This window comes from Pseudophaeobacter sp. A-200-2 (genome assembly GCF_041008815.1).
In the GTDB taxonomy this organism is placed as follows: Bacteria; Pseudomonadota; Alphaproteobacteria; order Rhodobacterales; family Rhodobacteraceae; genus Phycobacter; species Phycobacter gallaeciensis_A.
This window is the reverse complement of sequence record NZ_JAXGFU010000008.1, coordinates 131,041-152,857: the sequence shown is the minus strand read 5'-3', so window position 1 is coordinate 152,857 and position 21,817 is coordinate 131,041. Positions and strand designations below refer to the sequence as shown.

At 61.5% G+C, this 21,817-nt stretch carries 23 protein-coding genes and 1 tRNA gene; 11 read left to right on the top strand and 13 right to left on the bottom strand.

Going from position 1 to position 21,817, the window contains the following annotated elements:
- Nucleotides 1-50 precede the first annotated feature (50 nt).
- Nucleotides 51-1,295 carry a sarcosine oxidase subunit beta family protein gene (locus tag SM766_RS13560; protein ID WP_368948095.1) on the bottom strand — a complete coding sequence of 415 codons (1,245 nt, stop codon included), beginning with the start codon at nt 1,293-1,295 and terminating at the stop codon, nt 51-53.
- 246 nt (nt 1,296-1,541) lie between these two features.
- Between SM766_RS13560 and ccmI the strand changes: the two genes are divergently transcribed.
- From ccmI to SM766_RS13545, 3 genes are read left to right on the top strand one after another with little or no spacing between them, the layout of a single operon-like run.
- Nucleotides 1,542-2,792, top strand: a complete 1,251-nt coding sequence (gene ccmI, locus SM766_RS13555) for a c-type cytochrome biogenesis protein CcmI (protein ID WP_368948094.1) — start codon at nt 1,542-1,544, stop codon at nt 2,790-2,792.
- Nucleotides 2,789-3,262 (top strand): Holliday junction resolvase RuvX, encoded by a 474-nt coding sequence (gene ruvX, locus SM766_RS13550; RefSeq protein WP_274829099.1) that lies wholly within the window; start codon nt 2,789-2,791, stop codon nt 3,260-3,262. The genes ccmI and ruvX overlap by 4 nt, the downstream gene beginning before the upstream one ends.
- A 4-nt stretch (nt 3,263-3,266) precedes the next feature.
- Entirely contained in the window at nt 3,267-3,500 is a 234-nt protein-coding gene (locus tag SM766_RS13545) for a DUF1289 domain-containing protein (protein WP_065273486.1), read from the top strand.
- Nucleotides 3,501-3,568: 68 nt separating this feature from the next.
- Here the strand turns inward: SM766_RS13545 and dusA are convergent, their stop codons facing one another.
- On the bottom strand, nt 3,569-4,564 hold the full coding sequence (gene dusA, locus SM766_RS13540) for a tRNA dihydrouridine(20/20a) synthase DusA (RefSeq protein WP_274829097.1): 996 nt from the start codon (nt 4,562-4,564) through the stop codon (nt 3,569-3,571).
- Between the two features lie 336 nt (nt 4,565-4,900).
- Between dusA and SM766_RS13535 the strand changes: the two genes are divergently transcribed.
- The 4 genes from SM766_RS13535 (at nt 4,901) to SM766_RS13520 (ending at nt 7,995) form a co-directional block, all read left to right on the top strand.
- A tRNA-Ser gene (locus SM766_RS13535) sits at nt 4,901-4,990 on the top strand.
- A 356-nt stretch (nt 4,991-5,346) separates the two neighbouring features.
- Nucleotides 5,347-6,180 carry an LOG family protein gene (locus SM766_RS13530; protein WP_368948093.1) on the top strand — a complete coding sequence of 278 codons (834 nt, stop codon included), beginning with the start codon at nt 5,347-5,349 and terminating at the stop codon, nt 6,178-6,180.
- 3 nt (nt 6,181-6,183) lie between these two features.
- Complete coding sequence (locus tag SM766_RS13525) at nt 6,184-7,563, top strand: MBL fold metallo-hydrolase RNA specificity domain-containing protein (protein WP_274833447.1); 1,380 nt, start codon at nt 6,184-6,186, stop codon at nt 7,561-7,563.
- 72 nt (nt 7,564-7,635) lie between these two features.
- Nucleotides 7,636-7,995 carry a SpoIIAA family protein gene (locus SM766_RS13520; RefSeq protein ID WP_368948092.1) on the top strand — a complete coding sequence of 120 codons (360 nt, stop codon included), beginning with the start codon at nt 7,636-7,638 and terminating at the stop codon, nt 7,993-7,995.
- 11 nt (nt 7,996-8,006) lie between these two features.
- Here the strand turns inward: SM766_RS13520 and SM766_RS13515 are convergent, their stop codons facing one another.
- From SM766_RS13515 to SM766_RS13470, 10 genes are read right to left on the bottom strand one after another with little or no spacing between them, the layout of a single operon-like run.
- Complete coding sequence (locus tag SM766_RS13515; RefSeq protein ID WP_368948091.1) at nt 8,007-8,864, bottom strand: F0F1 ATP synthase subunit gamma; 858 nt, start codon at nt 8,862-8,864, stop codon at nt 8,007-8,009.
- Nucleotides 8,818-10,362, bottom strand: coding sequence for a F0F1 ATP synthase subunit alpha (locus SM766_RS13510; RefSeq protein WP_368948090.1), 1,545 nt, complete (start codon nt 10,360-10,362; stop codon nt 8,818-8,820). Before SM766_RS13510 ends, SM766_RS13515 begins: the two co-directional genes overlap by 47 nt.
- Nucleotides 10,363-10,365: 3 nt before the next feature.
- Nucleotides 10,366-11,100: a F0F1 ATP synthase subunit delta gene (locus tag SM766_RS13505; RefSeq protein WP_368948089.1), complete on the bottom strand. Its 735-nt coding sequence runs from the start codon at nt 11,098-11,100 to the stop codon at nt 10,366-10,368.
- 2 nt (nt 11,101-11,102) lie between these two features.
- Nucleotides 11,103-11,348, bottom strand: a complete 246-nt coding sequence (locus tag SM766_RS13500; protein WP_065270496.1) for a F0F1 ATP synthase subunit C — start codon at nt 11,346-11,348, stop codon at nt 11,103-11,105.
- 13 nt (nt 11,349-11,361) lie between these two features.
- Nucleotides 11,362-12,030: a F0F1 ATP synthase subunit A gene (atpB, locus tag SM766_RS13495; RefSeq protein ID WP_368948088.1), complete on the bottom strand. Its 669-nt coding sequence runs from the start codon at nt 12,028-12,030 to the stop codon at nt 11,362-11,364.
- Nucleotides 12,030-12,317 (bottom strand): N-ATPase subunit AtpR, encoded by a 288-nt coding sequence (locus tag SM766_RS13490; protein ID WP_368948087.1) that lies wholly within the window; start codon nt 12,315-12,317, stop codon nt 12,030-12,032. Before SM766_RS13490 ends, atpB begins: the two co-directional genes overlap by 1 nt.
- Nucleotides 12,314-12,601, bottom strand: coding sequence for an AtpZ/AtpI family protein (locus SM766_RS13485; protein WP_065270499.1), 288 nt, complete (start codon nt 12,599-12,601; stop codon nt 12,314-12,316). Before SM766_RS13485 ends, SM766_RS13490 begins: the two co-directional genes overlap by 4 nt.
- Nucleotides 12,598-13,056, bottom strand: a complete 459-nt coding sequence (locus tag SM766_RS13480; RefSeq protein WP_368948086.1) for a F0F1 ATP synthase subunit epsilon — start codon at nt 13,054-13,056, stop codon at nt 12,598-12,600. Before SM766_RS13480 ends, SM766_RS13485 begins: the two co-directional genes overlap by 4 nt.
- Nucleotides 13,053-14,507, bottom strand: a complete 1,455-nt coding sequence (gene atpD, locus SM766_RS13475) for a F0F1 ATP synthase subunit beta (RefSeq protein ID WP_368948085.1) — start codon at nt 14,505-14,507, stop codon at nt 13,053-13,055. Before atpD ends, SM766_RS13480 begins: the two co-directional genes overlap by 4 nt.
- A 1-nt stretch (nt 14,508) precedes the next feature.
- Nucleotides 14,509-15,384 (bottom strand): universal stress protein, encoded by an 876-nt coding sequence (locus SM766_RS13470; protein ID WP_368948084.1) that lies wholly within the window; start codon nt 15,382-15,384, stop codon nt 14,509-14,511.
- Nucleotides 15,385-15,602: 218 nt separating this feature from the next.
- Here SM766_RS13470 and SM766_RS13465 point away from each other — a divergent pair, with 218 nt between their 5' ends.
- The 4 genes from SM766_RS13465 (at nt 15,603) to SM766_RS13450 (ending at nt 20,015) form a co-directional block, all read left to right on the top strand.
- Nucleotides 15,603-16,562: an HlyD family secretion protein gene (locus SM766_RS13465; RefSeq protein WP_368948083.1), complete on the top strand. Its 960-nt coding sequence runs from the start codon at nt 15,603-15,605 to the stop codon at nt 16,560-16,562.
- Nucleotides 16,559-17,497, top strand: coding sequence for an ABC transporter ATP-binding protein (locus SM766_RS13460; RefSeq protein ID WP_368948082.1), 939 nt, complete (start codon nt 16,559-16,561; stop codon nt 17,495-17,497). The genes SM766_RS13465 and SM766_RS13460 overlap by 4 nt, the downstream gene beginning before the upstream one ends.
- On the top strand, nt 17,494-18,639 hold the full coding sequence (locus tag SM766_RS13455) for an ABC transporter permease (protein WP_368948081.1): 1,146 nt from the start codon (nt 17,494-17,496) through the stop codon (nt 18,637-18,639). Before SM766_RS13460 ends, SM766_RS13455 begins: the two co-directional genes overlap by 4 nt.
- Nucleotides 18,640-18,713: 74 nt before the next feature.
- On the top strand, nt 18,714-20,015 hold the full coding sequence (locus SM766_RS13450; protein ID WP_274829071.1) for an MFS transporter: 1,302 nt from the start codon (nt 18,714-18,716) through the stop codon (nt 20,013-20,015).
- A gap of 127 nt (nt 20,016-20,142) precedes the next feature.
- Here SM766_RS13450 and SM766_RS13445 read toward each other — a convergent pair whose 3' ends face one another.
- Entirely contained in the window at nt 20,143-21,636 is a 1,494-nt protein-coding gene (locus SM766_RS13445; protein ID WP_368948080.1) for a methyl-accepting chemotaxis protein, read from the bottom strand.
- Nucleotides 21,637-21,817 lie beyond the last annotated feature (181 nt).

Genomic DNA, 21,817 nt, shown 5'->3' with positions numbered 1-21,817 from the left:
GCACGATGCGACGCAGGGCGTCACATTGGATGAACGAAGGGAAACAACCATCAGTGCGCCACCCCTGCCGCGACGCTCTCGTCGATGAACTTGCCTTCCTTGAAGCGCATCATCGAAAATTCCTCGGCCAGCGGCGAATGGCCGGTTGCCATCAGCTCGGCCATGGCCCAGCCAGATCCCGGAATGGCCTTGAAACCGCCAGTACCCCAGCCTGCGTTGACGAAACAGTTCTGGACCGGCGTTTTCGAGATGATGGGCGAGCGGTCGCCGGTCACATCCACGATACCGCCCCACTGGCGCAGCATCTTCAGGCGCGACACCATCGGGAAAGTCTCGTTCAGCGCACGCACGGTCTCCTCGATATGGTGGAAGGACCCGCGCTGGGTGTAGTTGTTGTAGCCGTCGGTGCCGCCACCAATCACCATCTCGCCCTTGTCGGACTGGCTCATGTAGCCGTGCACGGTGTTGGCCATGACGACCACATCCATGCAGGGCTTGATCGGCTCGGACACCAGCGCCTGCAGCGCCACGCTTTCGACCGGCAGGCGGAAGCCCGCCATCTGGGACAGGTGCGAACAGTTGCCTGCAACCACCATGCCCAGCTTGTCACAATCAATCGCGCCCTTGCTGGTGTCGACGCCGATCACCCGGCCACCTTCGGTGCGCACGCCGGTGACTTCGCATTGCTGGATGATGTCCATGCCCATGGCTGAACATGCCCGGGCATAGCCCCAGGCCACCGCGTCGTGGCGCGCGGTGCCGCCGCGCTCCTGCCACAGGCCACCCAGCACGGGGTAACGCGGCCCTTCAAGGTTGATGATCGGCACCAGTTCCTTGACCCGCGCGGGTTCGATCCACTCGGTCGACACGCCCTGCAGCGCGTTGGCATGGGCCGTGCGCTTGTAGCCGCGCACCTCATGCTCGGTCTGGGCCAGCATGATGACGCCGCGCGGGGAGAACATCACGTTGTAGTTCAGATCCTGGCTCATATCCTCGTATAGGGAACGCGCCTTTTCATAGATCGCCGCCGACGGATCTTGCAGGTAGTTCGAGCGGATGATGGTGGTATTGCGCCCGGTGTTGCCGCCGCCCAGCCAGCCCTTTTCCAGCACCGCCACATTGGTGATGCCGAAATTCTTGCCAAGGTAATAGGCCGTGGCAAGGCCGTGCCCGCCCGCGCCGACGATGATCACATCATAGTGGCGTTTGGGCTCGGGGGCGCGCCAGGCGCGTTCCCATCCGGTGTGGCAGCGCAGGGCCTCCCGCGCGACTGCAAAGGCTGAATAGCGTTTCATGAGCGAATCCGATGATGCGTGTCTGTTCTTGGGTATGCCCGAGGGGCGGTTCCGGGCCGTGCCGTTTATCGTCGCATTTGTGCATAGTTGCGACATCACCTTTCTACCACGTCTGCGACCGTGGCGCACGGGGTCTGCCTCGCCCGTGAGCCGACTGACATACCGGGCACGACAGGGTGACGCAGCAGTTAGGCCTTTTTTCCGCGCCTGCGGAGATATAGATGGAGATCAAACATCGGAGTAAGCATGGTTTTCTGGATCCTCATCGCATTCATGGCCCTGGCCATCGCCGGATTGATGGCATTGGTTCTGCTGCGCAGCCGCGCAACGGGAGAGCCGCCAGCCGCCTATGACCTGCGCGTCTATCGCCAGCAATTGCGCGACGTGGACAAGGATCTAGCCCGTGGCGTGATCAACGAAGCCGACGCCGGCCGCATTCGCACCGAGGTCTCCCGCCGCATTCTGACCGCCGACGCGCAGCTGCAGGCACAGACCGAAGGTGCGCGGCAACCCCGGATGGCGACCCGCGCGGTGGCGGTGATCATCGTTCTGGGGATCTGTGGCGGAACACTGGCGATATACGCGACGCTGGGCGCACCAGGCTATGGTGACCTCAGCCTCAAGAGCCGCATCGCCATGGCGCAGGAGCGCGCCGACAGCCGCCCCAGCCAGGGCGAGGCTGAAGCCCAGGTGCCGCCTTTCCCGACGCCCGAAGTCGAAGACAGCTACCGTCAGCTCGTCGATCAACTGCGCCAGACCGTGGCCAAGCGTGAAGACGACGCTCAGGGTCAGGCCCTGCTGGTACAGCACGAAGCGAACCTCGGCAATTTCATCGCGGCCTATCAGGCTAAGGAAAAGTATATCAACATCATGTCCGGCGATGTGGAAGCCGCCGATTTCGGCGAGCTGGCCGAGCTGATGATCATGGCAGCCGGTGGCTATGTCTCTCCAGAAGCGGAAAAGGCGCTGAGCCAGACGCTGCGGCTGGACCCGGAAAACGGACCGGCACGCTATTACTACGGGTTGATGCTGGGACAGGTGGGACGGCCTGACCTCTCCTACCAGATCTGGGCGGAAACCCTGCGCAAGGGCAATGCCGATGATCCCTGGGTCCGCGGCATTCAAAGCCAGATCGAAGAGATGGCCGTGCGTGCCGGGGTCGATTATCAGCCGATCCAGCCCAAAGGCGCGCCGACCCCGCCCTTTGCTGGCGCCATGCCCGGCCCCGGTGCGGCGGACGTGGAGAACGCCGCCGAGATGAGCGAAGCCGACCAGGCCGAGATGATCCGCGGCATGGTGGCTCGCCTGTCGGACAGGCTCGCGACCGAAGGTGGCACGGTCCAGGAATGGTCCCGTCTGATCGGGGCGCTGGGAGTGCTTGGCGATCTGGATCAGGCCCGCGTCATCTATGACGAAGCTCGCCAGACCTTTGCCGGGGACGCCGCCGCGCTTGACATGATCACCCAGGCCGCCCGTCAGGCAGGGGTGGCCGAATGATCCTTGATACCTTTGAAGAATTCGCCGCCGCCCTGCCCTCTTACTCTGCGCTGGTCGGGCTGGACCTGGGCGAGAAAACCATCGGGGTTGCCGTCTCGGACCGGATCGGCGCGGTGGCCACACCGCTGGAAACCATCCGGCGCAAGAAGTTCACCCTCGACAGCGCGCGCCTGCTGGAGATCATCAAGGAACGCGAGGTAGGCGGCATCCTGCTCGGCCTGCCGCGCAATATGGATGGCAGCGAAGGACCACGCTGCCAATCCACCCGCGCCTTTGCCCGCAACCTGACGCGACTGACCGAACTGCCGATCGGCTTCTGGGACGAAAGGCTGAGCACAGTTGCCGCCGAAAAAGCCCTGCTGGAGGCGGATACGTCCCGCAAACGCCGCTCCGAGGTGATCGACCATGTCGCCGCCTCCTATATCCTGCAGGGAGCGCTGGATCGGATGAGGCATTTGGGCAATGGATGACGGCATGAGCGACAAGGTCTGGAAACGCGACGAAATTCAGTCGCCTTGCATCAAGATCTGTGTGGTTCACCCCGCAGAGCGGATCTGCACTGGCTGCTACCGCTCGATTGACGAAATTACCCAGTGGTCGCGGATGAGCAATGATGAACGCGCTGCGGTGATGGAAGAACTGCCGGGGCGTGCCGCCGGGCTGACCAAACGCCGTGGCGGTCGCGCTGCCCGACTGGAGCGCAAATAACGCCGCCCGCGTACAGCGGTCAGTCAGCACAGGATTGATGGTTCACCGGTCTCCGGCTGACGGATGCCTCAGGCGGCAGAGCGCTCTGCCACCTGTGACAGCGCTTCCAACACCAGATCAGGACCGGCCCCCGGACGGTTCGCGCCCTCGGAGAGGATCCGCCGCCATGCACGCGCGCCGGGTTTACCGGCAAAAAGACCCAGCATATGTCGGGTAATCTGATGCAGCCGCGCGCCATCGCTCAACTGCCGCTCGATATAGGGAAGCATCTCATGCACCACGGCGGATGCGTCGCGCGGCTCGCCGATGCCATAGATCACCGGGTCGGCAGCCGACAGAATATCGGCGGGCTGGTGATAGGCCGCGCGTCCGACCATGACGCCATCAAGACCCCGGTCCAGATGTTCCCGCGCCGCGTCCAGGGAGGCAATGCCACCGTTCAGTGAGATATGCAGATCGGGAAACGCCGCCTTCATCTGATGCACCAGATCGTAATCTAGCGGCGGGATATCCCTGTTTTCCTTGGGTGACAGCCCTTGCAGCCAGGCCTTGCGCGCGTGGATCGTCACGCGGCGGCAACCCGCAGCGCGAATTTTCTCCAGAAACACCGGCAGGATGTCCTGCGGTTCCTGCTCATCAACGCCGATGCGGCATTTCACGGTGACATCGACCTGGACCTTGGCGCGCATGGCCGCCACGCACTCCGCCACAAGATCCGGCGTCTGCATCAGAACCGCCCCGAAGGCACCGGATTGCACCCTATCGCTGGGACAACCGCAATTGAGGTTCACCTCATCATAGCCCGCCTCTTCGCCAAGCCGCGCGGCCTCGGCCAGTTCCTGCGGCTCGGACCCGCCCAGCTGCAGCGCCACCGGGTGCTCCTCGGGATTGAAGGCCAGCAGATGCAAGGCCCCACCCCGCACCAGCGCAGGTGCGGTGACCATTTCTGTATATAGGAGTGTCTCACGGCTCAACAGGCGATGCAGGTAACGACAGTGCCTGTCGGTCCAGTCCATCATCGGCGCCACACTCAGACGCGCTGCTTGTTCCAGCTTGGTATTCACAGCCTTGGCTCCATCCTCAATACGGCCTGCCTTCGGCGCAGGCCGGGGTGCCCAGTCATACACGATTCGACAGGGCTGGGGTGTAGCACATTTCACCGGAGGCAACAGGGAGCCACGGGAAACCCACAGCGCCGTGAACGTCGCCCCCCTGCCCCAAACCAGATTTCGCGGCGAATAACCGCCCCGAACAAGGCAGGAATTGCCCACTGCGAGCATTGCAGACAGGCCATCCTGAAGGACCTTAGAACCGGACATTTCGCCCCTCGAAAAACATTGGATTTTTTGCCGAAAATGGTCTTGCAATCCCCCCCGAAATACATCAGAAGTGCGCCTCACGGAGAGGTGGCCGAGTGGTCGAAGGCGCACGCCTGGAAAGTGTGTAGGCGGGAAACCGTCTCCAGGGTTCGAATCCCTGTCTCTCCGCCATACCCCCCTTAGATGCTCACTTTTCAGACCCGTTTGTGGCTGGATTTCGTTGCCATTTCAGGCGACCATGTGGGCGCGGCCCAGCGCCGGGCGTTTACGCCTCCATGGCTACAGGAGCGGTCACATGAACGCTCCACGCCATTGATCTTTGTCAACGTGCTGGACCTGTGGGCTGCGATAATGCCCCAGCGCCCGACAGAGCGGGCGCCCTGCGGAGGCACAGGGTGAAACACAGATCGAAACAATCGCATAAACCGGAGCCGGCGCACCCCGAGCGGCGGCAAACGGACCTGCCTTGGAAAACCCCGAAGCCCTCTCATGAAGACCCGGAGGCTCTGTCTCTGGTCCAGGCGATCATGAGGTCACCAGAGTACAGGCGCGCGGACGAGGACATCGATTACCTGCAAAGTGAAGACACCCGCGGTGTCCGGCTGCAGTTGGACTATCTCAAGGCAGAGCGGCTCCTTGAGCACCATCGGATCAAACACTCCATTGTGGTGTTCGGAAGCACCCGGATCCCGGAGCCGAAAGCCGCCCAGCGCAAGGTGGCAGAGCTCGAGGCGGTTCAGAACGGTCCTGCAGAGCACTGGCCTTCGGGCCTCGAACGCGATCTGAGGATCGCAAGGCGTCTACTGGACAAAAGCCACTATTACGAGGTTGCGCGTGAATTCGGACGCATCGTCGGGGCACAGGAGCAAACGAACGGCGACAAGCTGGCACTGGTTACGGGCGGTGGGCCGGGCCTGATGGAAGCCGCAAACCGCGGTGCGCATGATATGGACGCAACAACCGTGGGACTGAACATTACCCTGCCGCACGAGCAGTTCCCAAACCCCTATCTGACCCCCGGATTTTGCTTCCGGTTCCACTATTTCGCGATCAGAAAGCTGCATTTCTTGCTCCGGGCACGTGCCCTGGTGATCTTTCCCGGCGGCTATGGCACGCTTGATGAGTTCTTTGAGGCCCTAACCCTGATCCAGACCCGTAAGATCGCGCCGATGCCGCTGATCCTGGTCGGAGAAGACTACTGGCGCGGCGCCTTTGATCCCGAATTTTTGGTCGACGAGGGTGTCATCGCCCCCGAGGACCGGGACCTTTTCTGGTTCGCCGAAACGGCCGAGGAAATCTGGGAGGACATCCAACGCTGGTACGCCCGTGCCGGAAAATCCATCGTCGAACAGGAGGAATAGAGGATGCAGATTTCGTTTCACGGCGCCGCTGGTACTGTCACCGGGTCCTGCCATCTGGTGACGGTTGGCAACCTCAAGATCCTGGTGGATTGCGGCATGTTTCAGGGCGGCCACGAACTCAAGGAAGAAAATGTCGGCGACTTCGGCTTCGACCCTGCCTCTATCGACGTCCTGCTCCTTACCCATGCGCATCTGGATCATTGCGGACGCATTCCGCTGCTGGTGAACCGGGGCTTCCGGGGCGACATCATCTGTACTGCCGCAACCCGGGATCTGGCCCGGCTGGTCATCCTCGATTCCGCGCATCTTCACGAAGAAGAGGCGCGTCGGCGGCAACGGCACTCCGAGAAAGGGCACAAACATCAGCCGCTCTATGACACGCTCGACGCGGTCATGAGCTTTGACCACTTCAATCGCATCGCTGACTACGGTGAGCCCATCCGCATCGGGCACGACGCAAGCGCCATCTTCTATGAGGCGGGCCATATCCTTGGCTCGGCCAGCATCCTGCTTAGCGTCACCGAGGACGGGCGCAATCGCCGCATCCTGTTCTCGGGCGATATCGGCCCATCGGACAGGCCGTTCCTGAGTAATGCTCAGCCGCCGGGTGATGCGGATATCATCGTGATGGAAACCACCTATGGCGATCGCGATCACCGCTCGCTTGAGGCCTCGGTGGATGAATTGCTCGAAGCCATCGCTGATACGCAGGCACGGGGCGGCAATGTCATCATTCCAACCTTTGCCCTGGAGCGGGCGCAGGAGCTGCTCTTCTTCATGAATGAAGGCATCAAACGGGATATCCTGCCACAGGATTTGAGGGTATTTCTCGACTCCCCGATGGCGATTTCGGCCACAAAGATCTTTCGCAACCATCCCGAGGCGATGACCCGCGAAATCGCGGAGCAGATCCGGTCGGGGCAAGATCCCTTTTCACTGCCCGAGTTGGAATTCACGCGTGAGACGGCAGAATCGATGCAGCTCAACCACATACACTCTGGCGCGGTGATCATGGCGGGGTCGGGCATGTGCACGGGGGGTCGCGTCCGGCAACACCTGAGGCACAACCTCGCCCACGAAGAATGCAGCGTCATTTTCGTCGGCTTCGCTGCCGAGGGCACGCTCGCGCGTATCATCATCGACGGCGCTCAGTCGGTGAAACTGTTCGGCGATCACATCCCGGTCCGGGCTCGCATCCACACGATCAACGGATTTTCCGCCCATGCAGGCAAAAAGGAACTGCGCGCCTGGCATGAAAAGAACCGCACGCCCGACATTACCTTCCTGATCCACGGGGAAGAAGACGCACGAAAAACCTTTGCAAAGGGCCTTAAATCGGAGCGGATCGAGTTTCCGACCATGCATCAGAGTTTCGAAATCTGACGGCGCGCCGGAGCGAACCCGCCATCGGCGATGCCCGCCAAACAGACGCAATGCAGAAAGGACCGCAGGACGATGCTCAAAATCATGAAAGAAAGCGACGGGCCCGTCGTCGGTATACGGGCCTCCGGACTTTTGCACGAAGAGGACTACACCACCTTGTTGCCCGAACTCGAAGCGCGTTTTGACACCTACGGCAAACTGCGCCTCCTGTTCTTCGCGGACAGTGGTTTTGAAGGGTGGGATATCAGGGCCGCCTGGGACGACATGTCTTTCGGGCTAAAGCATGCCTCGGATTTTGAACGTCTCGCCCTTGTCGGCGCGCCCGATTGGGTCGTCTGGTGCCTCAAGCTCAGCGCGTTCCTGATGAAGGGCGAGGTCAAGGTGTTCGATGGCGATGCGCTTGATGCCGCCTGGGCTTGGGTGCGGGCTTAACCCTGTCGGCGTTATTTGCCTTCGACCGCCTCGGAGCCAACGATGACATCGAGCATGTCCGATGTCGTCTGCTCCTGCAGGGCCTGTCGTTCCTCTCTGCGCAACTTGTCGAAACGGGAGTCGATATTGCGCGTCGCCGCATCCATGGTCAGCAGCCGCACATTGTTTTCACAGGCAAGGCTTTCCATCAATGCATGGGCGATCTCGGCAAAGAGATATTCCCCCGCGAGCCGGTCCAGCAGCTCTGGCGTGGGCAAATGGTGCAACGGCGGCGCAGCAGCGGCATTCTGCGGGGGATCTGCCGCAAGCGGCAGGACAGAGCGATGCACGACCGCGTAGGTGCCGCTTTTCTCATGCTGGGCAAAGACCACCCGCGCGTGTGTCGCTCCCATCAACCGGTTGGTCGCCCGCCGCGCAAGTTGCGTCACACCGCTCACTCGCGAGGTCATCGGCAGCGCGACCTCCGGCTGCATGTGCATCTCGCCCGCCAGGATCTGACCGCGCCGCCCGATCAGCACAAGCCTCTCTTCTGGCATGCGGATCTCTTGCACATGCTCCATGATGCGCGTGTTGAAGCCGCCCACGAATCCGTTTTCCGAGGTGATCACCAGCAGGACAGGCGCGCCAGTCTCGTCTGGTGTCTTGCGCCCAGGCAATTGGCTAAGGCTCGCGATCGCGCGGTCCACCGTGGCACAGAAAGCCTGTGTGCCGATCAGCGCCTCCTGAGCTTCGCGTGCCCGCACAGCGGCCATGGACCGCATCGCCGTGACCAGAACGCCAAGCTGCCCGAGGCTTTCGAGCCGGGCCTCTATGCGGGCAAGTTCAACCACCTGACGCGCCCTCAGCGCGGTGGATGCGGTTGAACTCATCTGCGCAGGACCGCGCGAACTCACGCAGCGCATCGCGCGCCTCATCAGAAAGCGCATGCGTTTTGTCTATTTCGGCCACCACATTGGGGCGCTGGCTTGGCAGGCGCTGCGCCAGCATCTCCCGAAACTTGGGAATATCCGGCAGCGGCATCTCATCCAGCATGCCGTCGGATATGGCCAGCAGCAGGGCAACCTGCAGCGACAGCGGCAAGGGCTGGTACTCGGGCTGCGCGAGGATCGCCCTTAACCGACGGCCATGAGCGATGGTTCTGGCAGTCTTGTCATCCACCATCGCACCAAAACGGGTGAAGATTTCCAGCTCAAGGTATTGCGCGTAGTCCAGCTTCAGCGATTGGGCGAGAGACTTGATCGCCTTGGCCTGCGTGGCGCCACCGACGCGACTGACACTCAATCCGACGTTCACCGCGGGCTTTTGCCCCTCATAGAACAGTTTCTGCCCCACGATGATCTGCCCATCGGTGATCGAGATCAGGTTGGTGGGAATATAGGCGGTCAGGTTCTCGGCCTGCGTCTCCGCAATCGGCAGGGCCGTCAGCGAGCCGCCACCAAGATCGGGCGCCAGTTTCGCAGCCCGTTCCAGCAAACGCGAATGCAGGTAGAAGACATCGCCGGGATAGGCCTCGCGCCCCGGGGGCTTGCGCAGCAGAAGCGACAATTGTCGGTAGACCATCGCATGTTTGGTCAGGTCGTCCATCACCAGCAGCGCATGCAGGCCCCGGTCGCGAAAATATTCGGCGATGCTACAGGCCGCAAAGGGGGTGATCCACTGCGCCCCGGGCGCGGCATCAGCGGCCCCCACAACGCAGATGCAACGATCAATGGCCCCATGCGCGCGGATGGATTCGACCACGCGCGACACGGTCGAGCTTTTCTGCCCGATGGAGGCGTAGATGCAGACGACATCGGTGTCGCGCTGATTGATGATCGTATCGACCGCGATCGAGGTCTTCCCCGTCTTCCGGTCCCCGATGATGAGCTGACGCTGCCCCCGCCCAAGGGGGATCATCGCGTCGACCACGGTCAGGCCAGTCAGCAAGGGTTCGGTGACAAGATCACGATCAACGATGCCAGGCGCAGGTTTTTCGATCGGATCATACCGCGCCGCGACAACCGGCGGCCCACCATCCAGAGGTTCTCCAAGCGGTGATATGATACGCCCCAGCAACCCGTCGCCAACCGGAACCCGCGCGATAGTCCCGGTGTTGAAGACCCGGCTGCCTGCGGTGATTTCCTCATAGGGCGACAACAGCACGCAGCCCAGGCTGTCTTCGGCGATAGTCATCGCCATTCCCATGCTGCCATCCTCAAAACGCAAAAGCTCATCAAGACGCGTCTGCCCCAATCCCGAAACATGCGCGACACCGTCCCCGATCTGCTCTACGCGTCCGACCTGCTCCAGCTCAGGCGCAAGACGGGTCTGCTCCAGCCGGTCGCGGGCGCCGGATATCCAATCAGAAAGCGGGGTTTCCAGAACCATGGCTCAGACCTCCAGCGACTGCGCGGCGCGTTTCAGCCGGTCGGCCACGGAAAACCGCAGGGCGGCATGTGGGAAATGCAATTCCGCCCCGCCAAGGATCTCGGCCTTTTCAGTGAAAACCACGGCTACGTCCGCCCCGAAATACTTGGACAGGCAGGCATTCCAGGCCACCTTCTCCTCATCCGAGAGGCCATGAGCCATCACCACGGTCATTGCAGCATCCTTGGCCTGCAGGTCGTCCTTGAGCTTGTCGAGATCGCCCTGTGCCAGACCGTCAAGATGGGCCTGAACCTGCGCAAGCGTTTCCGGAACTGTACAGGGACCACGAAGCGCCACCCGCGCCAGATCTGTCGCAAGCGCCTCAATCTGATGTTTGAGCGATTGCAGCGCCTGATGTTTGTCCTCTTCGATTTTTGCACGCGCATCCGTCAGCAGCTGCGCTGCCTCTTTGCGCGCCGCCTCAAGGCGTTTATCCCTTTCGGCCTCTAGGGATTTGTGAAAGGCGGCTTCCCGTTCCTGCCGCTCTGCAGCAAGCTGCGCAGTCTTGTCCTCATAGGTGCGCCGGACGGCCTGCGCTTCTTCCAGTTGGTCCTTGGCCGCATCGCTTGCGGCCTTGTCCGCCGCTTCACGCTCTTCGATGATCCTGCGGATCGGACGATAAAGGAACCGGCTCAGAAGCCAGATGACGATCAGGAAGTTGACCGTCTGAAGTCCCAGTGTCCACCAGTCGATCTGCATTCTCAGCCCACAAACGGATTGGCGTAAAGAAGCAGCAGCGCGATGACGAGACAGTAGATCGCCATGGTTTCGATCATGGCGAGGCCGACAAACAGCGTCCGCGATAATGTCGCGGCGGCCTCTGGTTGCCGGGAAATTGCCTCCATCGCCGCAGCGATGGCACGCCCCTCGCTATAGGCCGGCATGATCGCACCGAATGACACGGCGACTGCCGCTCCGATGACGCTGACATGTTCGATATAGTCCATGATTTCCCTTTCCTTATGTCTCGACCGCGCCGACAGCGGCAGCGATGTAGACGGCGGCGAGAACGGTGAAGATGTAGGCTTGGATTATCCCGATCAGGATCCCGAGCAGCAGAAACGGGACCGGAACCAGTAGGCCGGTCAGAAACACCACGATGGCCAGGACGAACTCGTGGCTCATCATGTTGCCGAACAGGCGGATCATCAGCGAAAAGGTCCGCGTCAGCTCCGACAGGATATTCAGCGGCAGGAGAAGCGGGCTCGGCTCCAGATAGTGCCGCAGATATGGCCCCGTGCCGCGAATCTTCAGACCGTAGAAATGCACCGACAGGAAGACGATCAACGCCAGCGCGGCGGGCGTCTCAATATGTCCGGTGGGCGGTGTGGCACCGGGCAGCACAGCCGCAAGATTGGCAAGGCAGAGGAACAGAAATAGTGACCCAAGCAGCGGCAGGAAGGGCCAGGGATCACGCCCGAGGATCTCGCGCAGCTGTTTCACAATGGCGAGCAGCACAACTTCGAGCGCCGCCTGAACAGGGCCGGCATCATGGGCGGGTCTGCGTAACGCGATGCGCAGGAACGCTGCCATGGCCAGCATCAACGCCCAGGTCGTCACCACGGCGCGGCTGATCGGCACCGGGCCGATGTGAAACAGGATATCGGGCAGCAGCGGGCTCGCGTCCATCAGCCCTGTCCTTTGACCCGCCGGATGGCGATCATGCGCGCCGCGATGAACCCCAGCAGCGTCAGGACCAGCGGCGCCGTGCCCTGCATGGCCGCCAATGCGAATGCCCCGGTTGCCAGCACCAGCCGCAGGCCAACGAACACCGCCGCGCGGCGCCATCCCGCATCAGCTTCGATTGCCGCAACCGTCCGCCCCAAAAGGACAAAATAGACAGCCCCCAGGACGAGGCCCGCAAGCAGCCAGGGGAGCAGGTTCAGGAATTGGCTCAACAAAAGGTATAATGTCATTTCTCATTCATCCTGTGCCATGCAAGGAAAAAGCCGAAACAGGCGCCCGCAAATGTCAGGGCGCCGCTGAAAGTAACACCGGTGCCCAGCTTGCTATCAAGCCACCGGCCCAAAAAAACGCCGAGCAGCGTTGGCGCGACGATGAGCCAGCCCAGCGCGCCGATCATCGAAAGGTTCTTCCACAGGGGACGTTCGCCCTCCTCCTGCCATTTCTGGCGCCGGTCCTGAGTTGTGCGGATGACCTTCAGCATTTCATCGCGTTCGTTGTTGTCCGGATCGCTCATGATCGCGCCTCCCCTGCCCCCGGGCTGGCCCCGGCGTCCAGTCGTGGCGTGGTCGTCTCCTTGCGCGCGCCCCGCAGCAACCGTTCGATCTGGCGCATAGTGGCCAGATGCAGGCGGTGTTCGGATTTGCGCGTCACATCTTCGTCGCTGTCCTCGCGCTGCAATTCCGCAAGTGCGCTGGGCCCGAGATCGGAAAGCTGATCCTCGCGCCAGGCGCCGCGGGCGGCGATGTCGATCCTGATCCCGCCCTGCACCGTGAGGATGCCGCCCCGGATGACAACCACTCCGGAACGCGTCTTGGTCCGCCAGCTGACAACCGAAATTGGCAGGACCGCCAGGAAATCCGCATGTCCGGGCTGGATACCAAAGGCGCCGGTATCGTCGCTTGCACGGACCGAGACGATGTCATCGACGTCCTCGACAATCTCCGTAGGGGTGGCGACGACAAGTTTCATGTGCTCTGCCGCAACTTGGCTTGCGCCGCCCGGGCGTCTTCCAGCGTGCCCACCATATAAAGTGCGCTTTCGTCCCAATCGTCGGTCTCACCGTCCAGAATGGCCTCGCATCCGGTCAGCGTGTCTTCAAGACTGACCGAGACCCCGGCCCGTCCGGTAAATTGTGAGGTCACGACAAACGGCTGCGTCATGAACCGGATAAGGCGCCGCGCGCGCCCGACGGCCTGCCGGTCCGTCGCGCTCAGCTCGTCGATCCCGAGCAGCGAGATGATCTCCTGCAGTTCCCTGTACTGCTCGATCAGGCGCCGCACCCGCTCGGCAGTATCATAGTGGCGCTGACCGATAATCAGGGGATCGTGGAGCGATGAGCTTGAGGCGAGCGGATCAATCGCGGGATACAGACCTTCGCTGGCCATGTCCCGGCTGAGCACGATAGCACTGTCGAGATGGGTGAAGGTTTCCGCGACCGCCGGATCGGTGAAATCATCTGCCGGGACATAGACCGCCTGGATCGAGGTAACCGCTGCGCTGCGGACCGAGGCAATCCGTTCCTCCAGCTCTGCGATTTCCGTCGCCAGCGTTGGCTGATAGCCCACGCGCGACGGCAAACGCCCCAGCAGACCCGAGACCTCTGAACCGGCCTGAACAAAGCGAAAAACATTGTCGATCAGGAACAAGACGTCCTGCGCCATTTCATCTCGGAAATACTCGGCAACGGTGAGGGCAGAGAGCGCCACGCGCCAGCGCGCACCGGGTGGCTCGTTCATCTGACCAAAGACTAGAACCGTTCTGTCGATCACGCCGGAGCGTTTGAGGTCGAGCCACAGCTCATGTCCCTCGCGGGACCGCTCACCAACCCCGGCAAAGACCGATTGCCCCTTGTAACGGTCAGCGATGGAGCGGATCAGTTCCATGATCAGAACGGTCTTGCCAACCCCGGCGCCACCGAACATGGCGGCCTTTCCGCCGCGTGCAAGCGGGGCAAGAAGGTCGATCAGTTTGATTCCGCTCGAAAAAACCTCGGTGCCTGCATTCTGCACCGACAATAGCGGGGCGCGCCGGTGAATGCCGCGGCGTGGCGTGCTTTCGGGCAGGTCCGGCCCCTTGTCGATCGTCTCTCCGACCACGTTAATCATACGGCCCAACACCTGCTCTCCAACTGGCACAGTGATCGGGCTGCCGGTCGCCAGGACAGGCATTCCGCAGGCCAGCCCCGCCGTTTCATGAATGGCAACGCAGCGCACATGGGTCGGGTCGGCGTGTTGTTGTACCTCCAGCAGCAGTTTGCTCGGGCGGTCCCACTTTACCTCAAGTGCGCTATTGATCTCTGGCAAATCGCCCTCTGCAAAGCGCACCTCAATGACGGAGCCGTCAATGCGGGAGACGGCCCCATGCGCGCCTGTGCTGTCGCTTGGCGAGGGTGTCTGGATATCTGCTACGGTCTCGCTCATCTCAATGCATCATAAACAGAGAACGTTGGGCATGGTGTATCATATAGCGCGTGACGCCTCCGAAAATCGCCTCCCAGCTGCGGAAATGACCATATCCACCCATGACGATCAGCCCGCAGTGCAGATCGACTGCGGCTTCTGCCAGCACGGCACCGACGGGCTCGGCGCCCTTGCGGCGGGTCTCGACCGTGCAGGGAACACCGTGCCAGGCAAGATGGTCGCGGATACTGTCGCTGTTCGGCTGGTCCTCATGCGGGTCCGCCGCGTGCACGAGAAAAACCTCCTGCAACGGCAAACCACTGACGAGCCAGGCCGAGATCGCCCGCACGCAGGCGCTGCTGCCATCCCAGGCAATCATGACGCGGGATATATCTACCTGCTGGCCGTCTTCCCCCGGCAGATAGAGCACCGGGCGCCCTGACCGCAACAAGGCAGCCTCCAGAACATTATCCGCCATCAGAGTGTATCTGGCGGTCTCAGGCGTAAAGATCGTCGCATCTGCGCGTCTGGCCAGGGGGGTGATCATCTCCTGCGGCTCCCCCTTGATCCGGTGCCATGCGCCGCTGGCAGTCGATGCGAGCGACGGTTTTTGCCGCAGCTCCAACCCGGCCTCCTTACGTAGCTTGGCAAACATCCGGCGCGACGCCTCGGCCGCGCTGCGCCCGTGATCTTCCATGCGGTCGCGGATGTCGGACAAAGGACCGTCCTGTTCGGTCGGCTCAATGCCCGTATAGATGAATGTCTCTTTCGGGTCCGGAAGCAGAAAGACCACGTCCAGATGGCAGGGCAGACGCTTGGCCAGGGTGATGGCCCGGCGCAGGCTTGACGGGTCATAGCGCCCCGGTGCAATCGGCATCACGATGTTCCGCATTGCCATGTTTTGTCCCTTTACCGACGCTGCCTTATCCTAGGAGACCACCAAAAAGCTGGGATCGCCTCCAATTCCCGACCGACGATAAAGCGGTCCTGCGCCTACGCTTTGACATAAATCAGGGATCGCAGCTGCCGCCGTTCCTATGGTCGCGCCTATGTACCTGACGTTCAAAACATGTGCAGACTGGCTGAGACTGTCATGACGGGGAGACCGGTATCGCAATGATGAGTTTCATGGTGCAGGCGACACGGGCGCTCTTCGCCCTGCCTTTTCTAATTCCGTCTTGTCAGGGACCCGATACGCATGTGGCGCTGGGCGTGCTTGCGCGCGAACGCGTTGCTCTCACCGCGACCGCCAACGAGATCATAACCGAATTGCCCGTCGCCGAAGGTCAGAGCGTGACGGCGGGGACGGTTCTAGTCCAACTTGATGACAGGCTGGCGCAAGCCAACCTTGATGTGACGCTGGCAAACCGGGCGCAGGCGCAGGCCGATCTGGAGCGGCTGCAAACCGGCGCGCGCGAGGAAGAAATCGCGATTGCACAATCCCGGGTCGATGGAACCCGGGCCGTCTATCACGAGGCGCAGAGTACGGTCGAGCGCAACAGCCAGTTGCTGAAACGCGGAACGATCACGCAGGCCAGCCTTGATCAGGACATCGCGCGGCGCAATGCCGCCCTGGCGGAACTGCAAAGCGCCGAACAGGCCTTGCTGGAAATCGAAACCGGCGCCCGCGAAGAGGACATTCGCATTGCCGAGGCCAAGCTGAGAGCAGCCGATGCGCAGGTCGCTGCCGAGCGGATCCGACTGCAGAACCTCACAATCGTCGCATCCCGTGATGGCATTCTCGACAACCTGCCCTGGAGCCTTGGAGAGCGTGTGCCGATGGGTAGCCCGGTGGCAATCCTGTTGACGGATGATCGACCCTTTGCCCGGATCTATGTTCCGGAACCCGCCCGGGCAGGCCTCAAGATCGGCGCAGAAGTGCAGGTTGAGGTCGATGGGATCGAGGGCCGCTTTTCCGGCACCGTTCGCTGGATCAAGTCCGAGCCTGCCTTCACGCCCTATTACGCCTTGAACAAGGAACAGCGCAGCCGCCTTGTCTATATGGCCGAAGTGGACATGCCACCGCAGGCCGGTGATCTTCCGGTCGGATTGCCCGTGACGGCCTATCTGCCATGAGCGGAGTTGTGGTGGAAACCCATGGGCTGACCCGCATGTTCGGGACCAAGACGGCGGTCGACAAGGTTGATCTGAAGATCACCAAAGGTACGGTCTACGGCCTGCTGGGCCCAAACGGATCGGGCAAGACCACCGCCATGCGCATGCTACTTGGTTTGCTGAAACCCACCGCCGGTGAGGCTCTGGTTCTGGGTACGCGGCTTCCGGGCAATGCAGAACCGCTCAAACGCCACATCGGATATATGACGCAGGGTTTCACGCATTACCGCGACCTGACCGTTCTGGAGAACCTCGGCTTCATCGCCGATATCCACGATTTCGGGGGCAGCCGAAAACGCGCCCGGATCGAAGAGCTTCTGGATACCTACGATCTGGCCGCGCAGGCCGATAAATTTGCCGGTGAGATGAGCGGGGGGCAGCGCCAGCGTCTTGCGCTGGCCGCGACGGTTCTACACCGGCCCGAGTTGTTGTTTCTGGATGAGCCCACTGCCGCGGTCGATCCGGAAACACGGCGCAGTTTCTGGGAACAGCTGTTTGATCTGGTCGAGGGTGGAACCACGATCATCGTGTCCACCCACCTGATGGATGAAGCCGAACGCTGCCACCAGATCGCGATCCTGGATCAGGGGCGAAAACGGGCAGAAGGTGCGCCACGTGATCTGATGGCGCGCGTGCAGGGGCGCGTCATCGAAGTCTCGGGTCCGGACCTGAGGCCCGTTCGCCGCCATCTTTCGACCACCACAGGTATTTTGTCGGTGGCGCAGGTCGGATCGCGGCTGCGTGTGCTTGTCGCCCCGGAAACCAATGATCCGCAAGCGACGGTGGCAGCGGCCGTTACGGAGTTTGCAGAGATCCAAACGCAGCCCACGCGCCCCAACCTTGAGGACGTGTTCGTGCTGGCCACAGGGGAAAGAGCCGCGGAGAGGACGGCGTGATCTCCTACCGGCATATCCTCGCCATCATCCGCAAGGAGTTACTGCAACTGCGTCGGGACCGGCTGACCTTTGGAATGATTGTGATGATCCCGCTGATCCAGCTGGTCCTGTTCGGCTATGCGATCAACACGGAGGTGCGCCACATCCCCGCCGCCATCGTCGATCAGAGCAATACGGACGTCAGCCGCGCGCTGGTGCAGATGGTAGAGGCCACGCAGGTGGTCCGCTTTGAAAGCCGGTTCGCCACGGTGGCAGAGGCCGAAGGCGCGATCATGCGGGCCGAAGTCCGAGCGGCCTTCATCATTCCGAAGGACGTCAGCCAGCGCCTTGTCCGCAATCCGGCGGTGGGCGCACGGTTTTCCCAGGGCGCAACGGACACCACCGCGCGCCCCGTCGCCCAATGGATCGCGGATGGGTCGGACACGCTGGTGGCCGGCGCGATCCGGTCCCTGCGCACCATGCCGCTTGAGGCGCTGCTGCGCCAACCATCGACCCGTCCCACCCCCACCTTTGAAGTCGCCTTGTTTTACAACCCCGAGCAACGAACCGTGGTCAATATCGTGCCCGGTCTGGTCGGGATCATCCTGACGATGACGATGATCATGTTCACCGCCGCGGCAATCGTACGCGAATCCGAACGGGGCAATATGGAAATGCTCATCGCGACCCCCATCCGTCCGCTGGAGCTGATGATCGGGAAGATCGTGCCCTTCGTCGGGATCGGCCTGATACAGGTTACCATCATCCTCGGGCTTGGATGGGCCTTGTTTTCGGTCACCACCACCGCGTCGGTCTGGACCTTGCTGGTGGTGACCCTGCTTTTCATCATCGCGAGTCTGTCGCTTGGGCTGGTCATCTCCACGATTGCCAAGAACCAGCTGCAGGCGATGCAAATGACGATTTTCGTGCTGCTGCCCTCGATCCTTTTGTCGGGGTTCATGTTTCCCTACGAGGGCATGCCGGAAGGCGCGCAGCGATTGGCCGATCTGCTGCCGGTCACGCATTTTCTGCGGATCATCCGCGGCGTCTTTCTACGCGATGCCGGATTGGCCGACGTTCTGCCCGAAGCTGCCTGGTTGATCGGCTTCGCGGTGCTGGGAATGACCATTGCATCGCTGCGGTTCAGGAAAAGGCTTGATTGAATGCAGATGCTTGGAAACATGACACCGCAGAGAAGGGCGATGTCGAAACACGCCAAAGGAGCGGATCAAGGCCGATGATCGTGCAGCAACAGACCGGCGCAATTCAAGACCCCGAACTCAGGCACCGCATTATGGCGGGCTTTATCGGCAATGTCGTGGAATGGTACGACTTTGCGCTTTATGGCTATCTGGCGGGCATTATCGCGCCGGTGTTCTTTCCATCCCAAGACCCGACCGCAGGCCTGATCGCCACCTACGGTATCTTCGCGGCCGGTTTTCTGATGCGGCCACTCGGGGCGGCGGTCTTTGGCTGGTTCGGAGATCGCTATGGGCGCGCACGCACCATGCAGATCTCGGTAGCTATGATGGCGCTTCCGACCCTGTTGCTCGGCTTGCTGCCAACCTATGCGCAGGTCGGCGTTCTGGCACCGGTGCTGCTGGTTCTGGTGCGGATCCTGCAGGGCATTTCTGTCGGAGGCGAGTTTTCCTCCTCTGCGACCTATCTGGTTGAAACCGCACCGACGGGACGGCGCGGTCTGACCGGCAGCTGGGCGAATATCGGCTCCATGACTGGATCGCTCCTGGGGGTCGGCGCGGCCGCGCTGGTCACTACCCTGTTTGATGCGCAAACCATGCAGGACGGCGCCTGGCGCCTTCCGTTTCTGGGCGGAGCATTGCTTGGCGTTACCGCCATCCTGATGCGGCGCAACCTGCATGGATCCGAACGTTTCGGCCAACATGACGCCGCACGCGAGGAAACCTCTCCCCTCTTGCAGGCCTTCACCACCAACCTGAAAGAAACCCTCCTCGCGCTGGGTTTTGCTGCCAGCTATGGGACGTGCTTTTACATCACCTTCGTCTACCTGCCGGAATGGCTGTCAGGTCAGAACTTGGTGGAGCGCAGCACAGCCTTGACCATCAACACCGCCATGACGATTCTGGTCATCCCCCTGATGCCGCTTGGCGCCATCGTCGGGGACAGGTTCCTCGCCCGGCGCACGTGGATCGCCGTGGCACTATTGGGGCTGGGTCTCTTGAGCTGGCCAATGCACCTTTGGATGCTGCGATCTGGTGGCGCGATGCTGCCGGTCGTGCTGTTCCATGTGCTTGCCTTCGCCCTGCTGTCGGTTCCGCTTGGCTCTGGCCCGGCGTTGTTCGTAGAGATGTTCCCCGAAGAGGATCGCCTGTCTGGATATTCGGTTGCGTTCAACCTGGGGGTCGGCGTGTTCGGGGGCCTCACGCCAATGATCGCAACCAGCTTGATCGCCAGCACCGGGATCGCAACCGCCCCCGGGCTTTACATGATGCTGGCCTGCGCACTCGCAGTGTTATGCCTGGCCTTCGTCCCGGACCGCAGCCGTGCCGCGTTGCGCTGAGGCAAGCGCCGTCAACCTGCGAGGCTTGTCCGCAGAGTTCGCGCCGATCAAGCGTCGCTTTGGGTTATCGGGCGCCCTCTTTCGGGCTGTTCTCCGCCCCCCACGGTCTACAGGCCGGGCATGAGCCTCAGTACCCGACTGCGCGCGGCAGCAACTCCAACGGAGCCTCCGACAGGCCCGCCCTGGAGACTCCGATAGGCACTGGTGCGTTCCCTGACACCCGGAAGGTTCCGACCAGATCCGACAGGACCTGTGTATCCTGCTGCAGGGACATGATGGCGGCAGCCGTTTCCTCGACCATGGCCGCATTCTGCTGCGTCACGGTATCAAGCTGCGAGACGCCAACCGAAATCTCAGACAGGCCTGTCGATTGAGCCCGCGCCGAGTTGACGATATCTGCCGTCAGCCCCGAAACCGTCTCAATCTCCTGAACGATACTGGTAAGCGCGGCCCCCGCCTGATCCACCATCGCGACGCCTGCATCGACATGCTGCGTGCTGGACGTCACGAGGCTTTTGATCTCTTTTGCGGAATTGGCGGCACGCTGCGCCAGTCCCCGCACCTCGGAGGCTACCACGGCAAAGCCACGACCGGCATCGCCTGCACGGGCCGCCTCGACCCCGGCATTCAGCGCCAGCAGGTTGGTCTGGAAGGCGATGTCGTCGATGACGCTGATGATCTGGGAAATCTGCACCGATGACTCCGAAATCTCGCGCATTTTCAGGACCGCCTGTTCGGCGACCTCATTTCCTGTTGCGGCGTTGTTCCGGGTGACGAGAACCACCTCTTCGGTCTTTGACGTCGATTCTGTTGAGGACCGCATGCTGTTGTTGATCTCTTCCACCGCCGCGGCGGTTTCCTCCAGCGTCGCCGCCTGGGTTTCGGTCCGGCGGGACAGATCCCCAGCAGACTGGCTCACCTCGCTGGCTACGCGGTTCAGATTGCCGGTCGAATCCTGAATGGTAACGATGATATCCCGCATAGAGCCCATCAACTCGTTGAACGACTGGCGCACCTGATCATACCGCGCGGGGTAATCGCTTTCATCCGGGCCGGGGATGCTCTGCGACAGATCCCGTTCCGACATCCGCTTAATTCCGTCACTCAGATACTTAAACGCCGTGTCCTGTTCTGCCTTCTGCGCCGCGAAATAGGCCTCAATCACCTGATAGGTGTCAAAGGCAAAGGCACGGGTCAATGTGCCAAGGATTTCCCCATGTTTGCGCTTGGCGAATTTACCCAAAAGCGCCCCAGAGCGTTCCAGCAAGCGCTGCTGGATATATGCATTGGCCCGCGAATAGCCGGAGAGGTACATCGAAAAGGGCAACTGGATCTTGAAATGCACCGTGCCGACACGTTCCGCTGAGGCGAAGTAGGCCTCGTCAAAGGTACCGGACAGAAGCCGCTGCCAGTGCTTTTTTTGCGCGGACCGGGCGTGGTCCATCACGCTGTCGTCCGGAAAGAATTGCGCGATCTCGGGATCTGCGACCGCGAACGAATAAAAATGTTCGAGGGCATCATCAAGGATCGGCATGACCATCTTGCCAGCCCGAACCAATTGTTCGTGGTCGTTCCCCGTCAAAGCAAACTTTGCAAGGGTATCCTGAGTGTCACGCACCATTGTTTGTCCTCACTACAATTTACAAGATCTCATCGTGATACAATTTTTCACGATGAATTTGCGGAATTAGCGCCTTCAATATTTAAGATTTAGACAATTGTGTTTCTCCGATCAAAAGTGCAGATGCGTGGCTGTAACATCCAAAAGGCGTAATCAAGCGCGCTTTCGCATGTGGATTGGG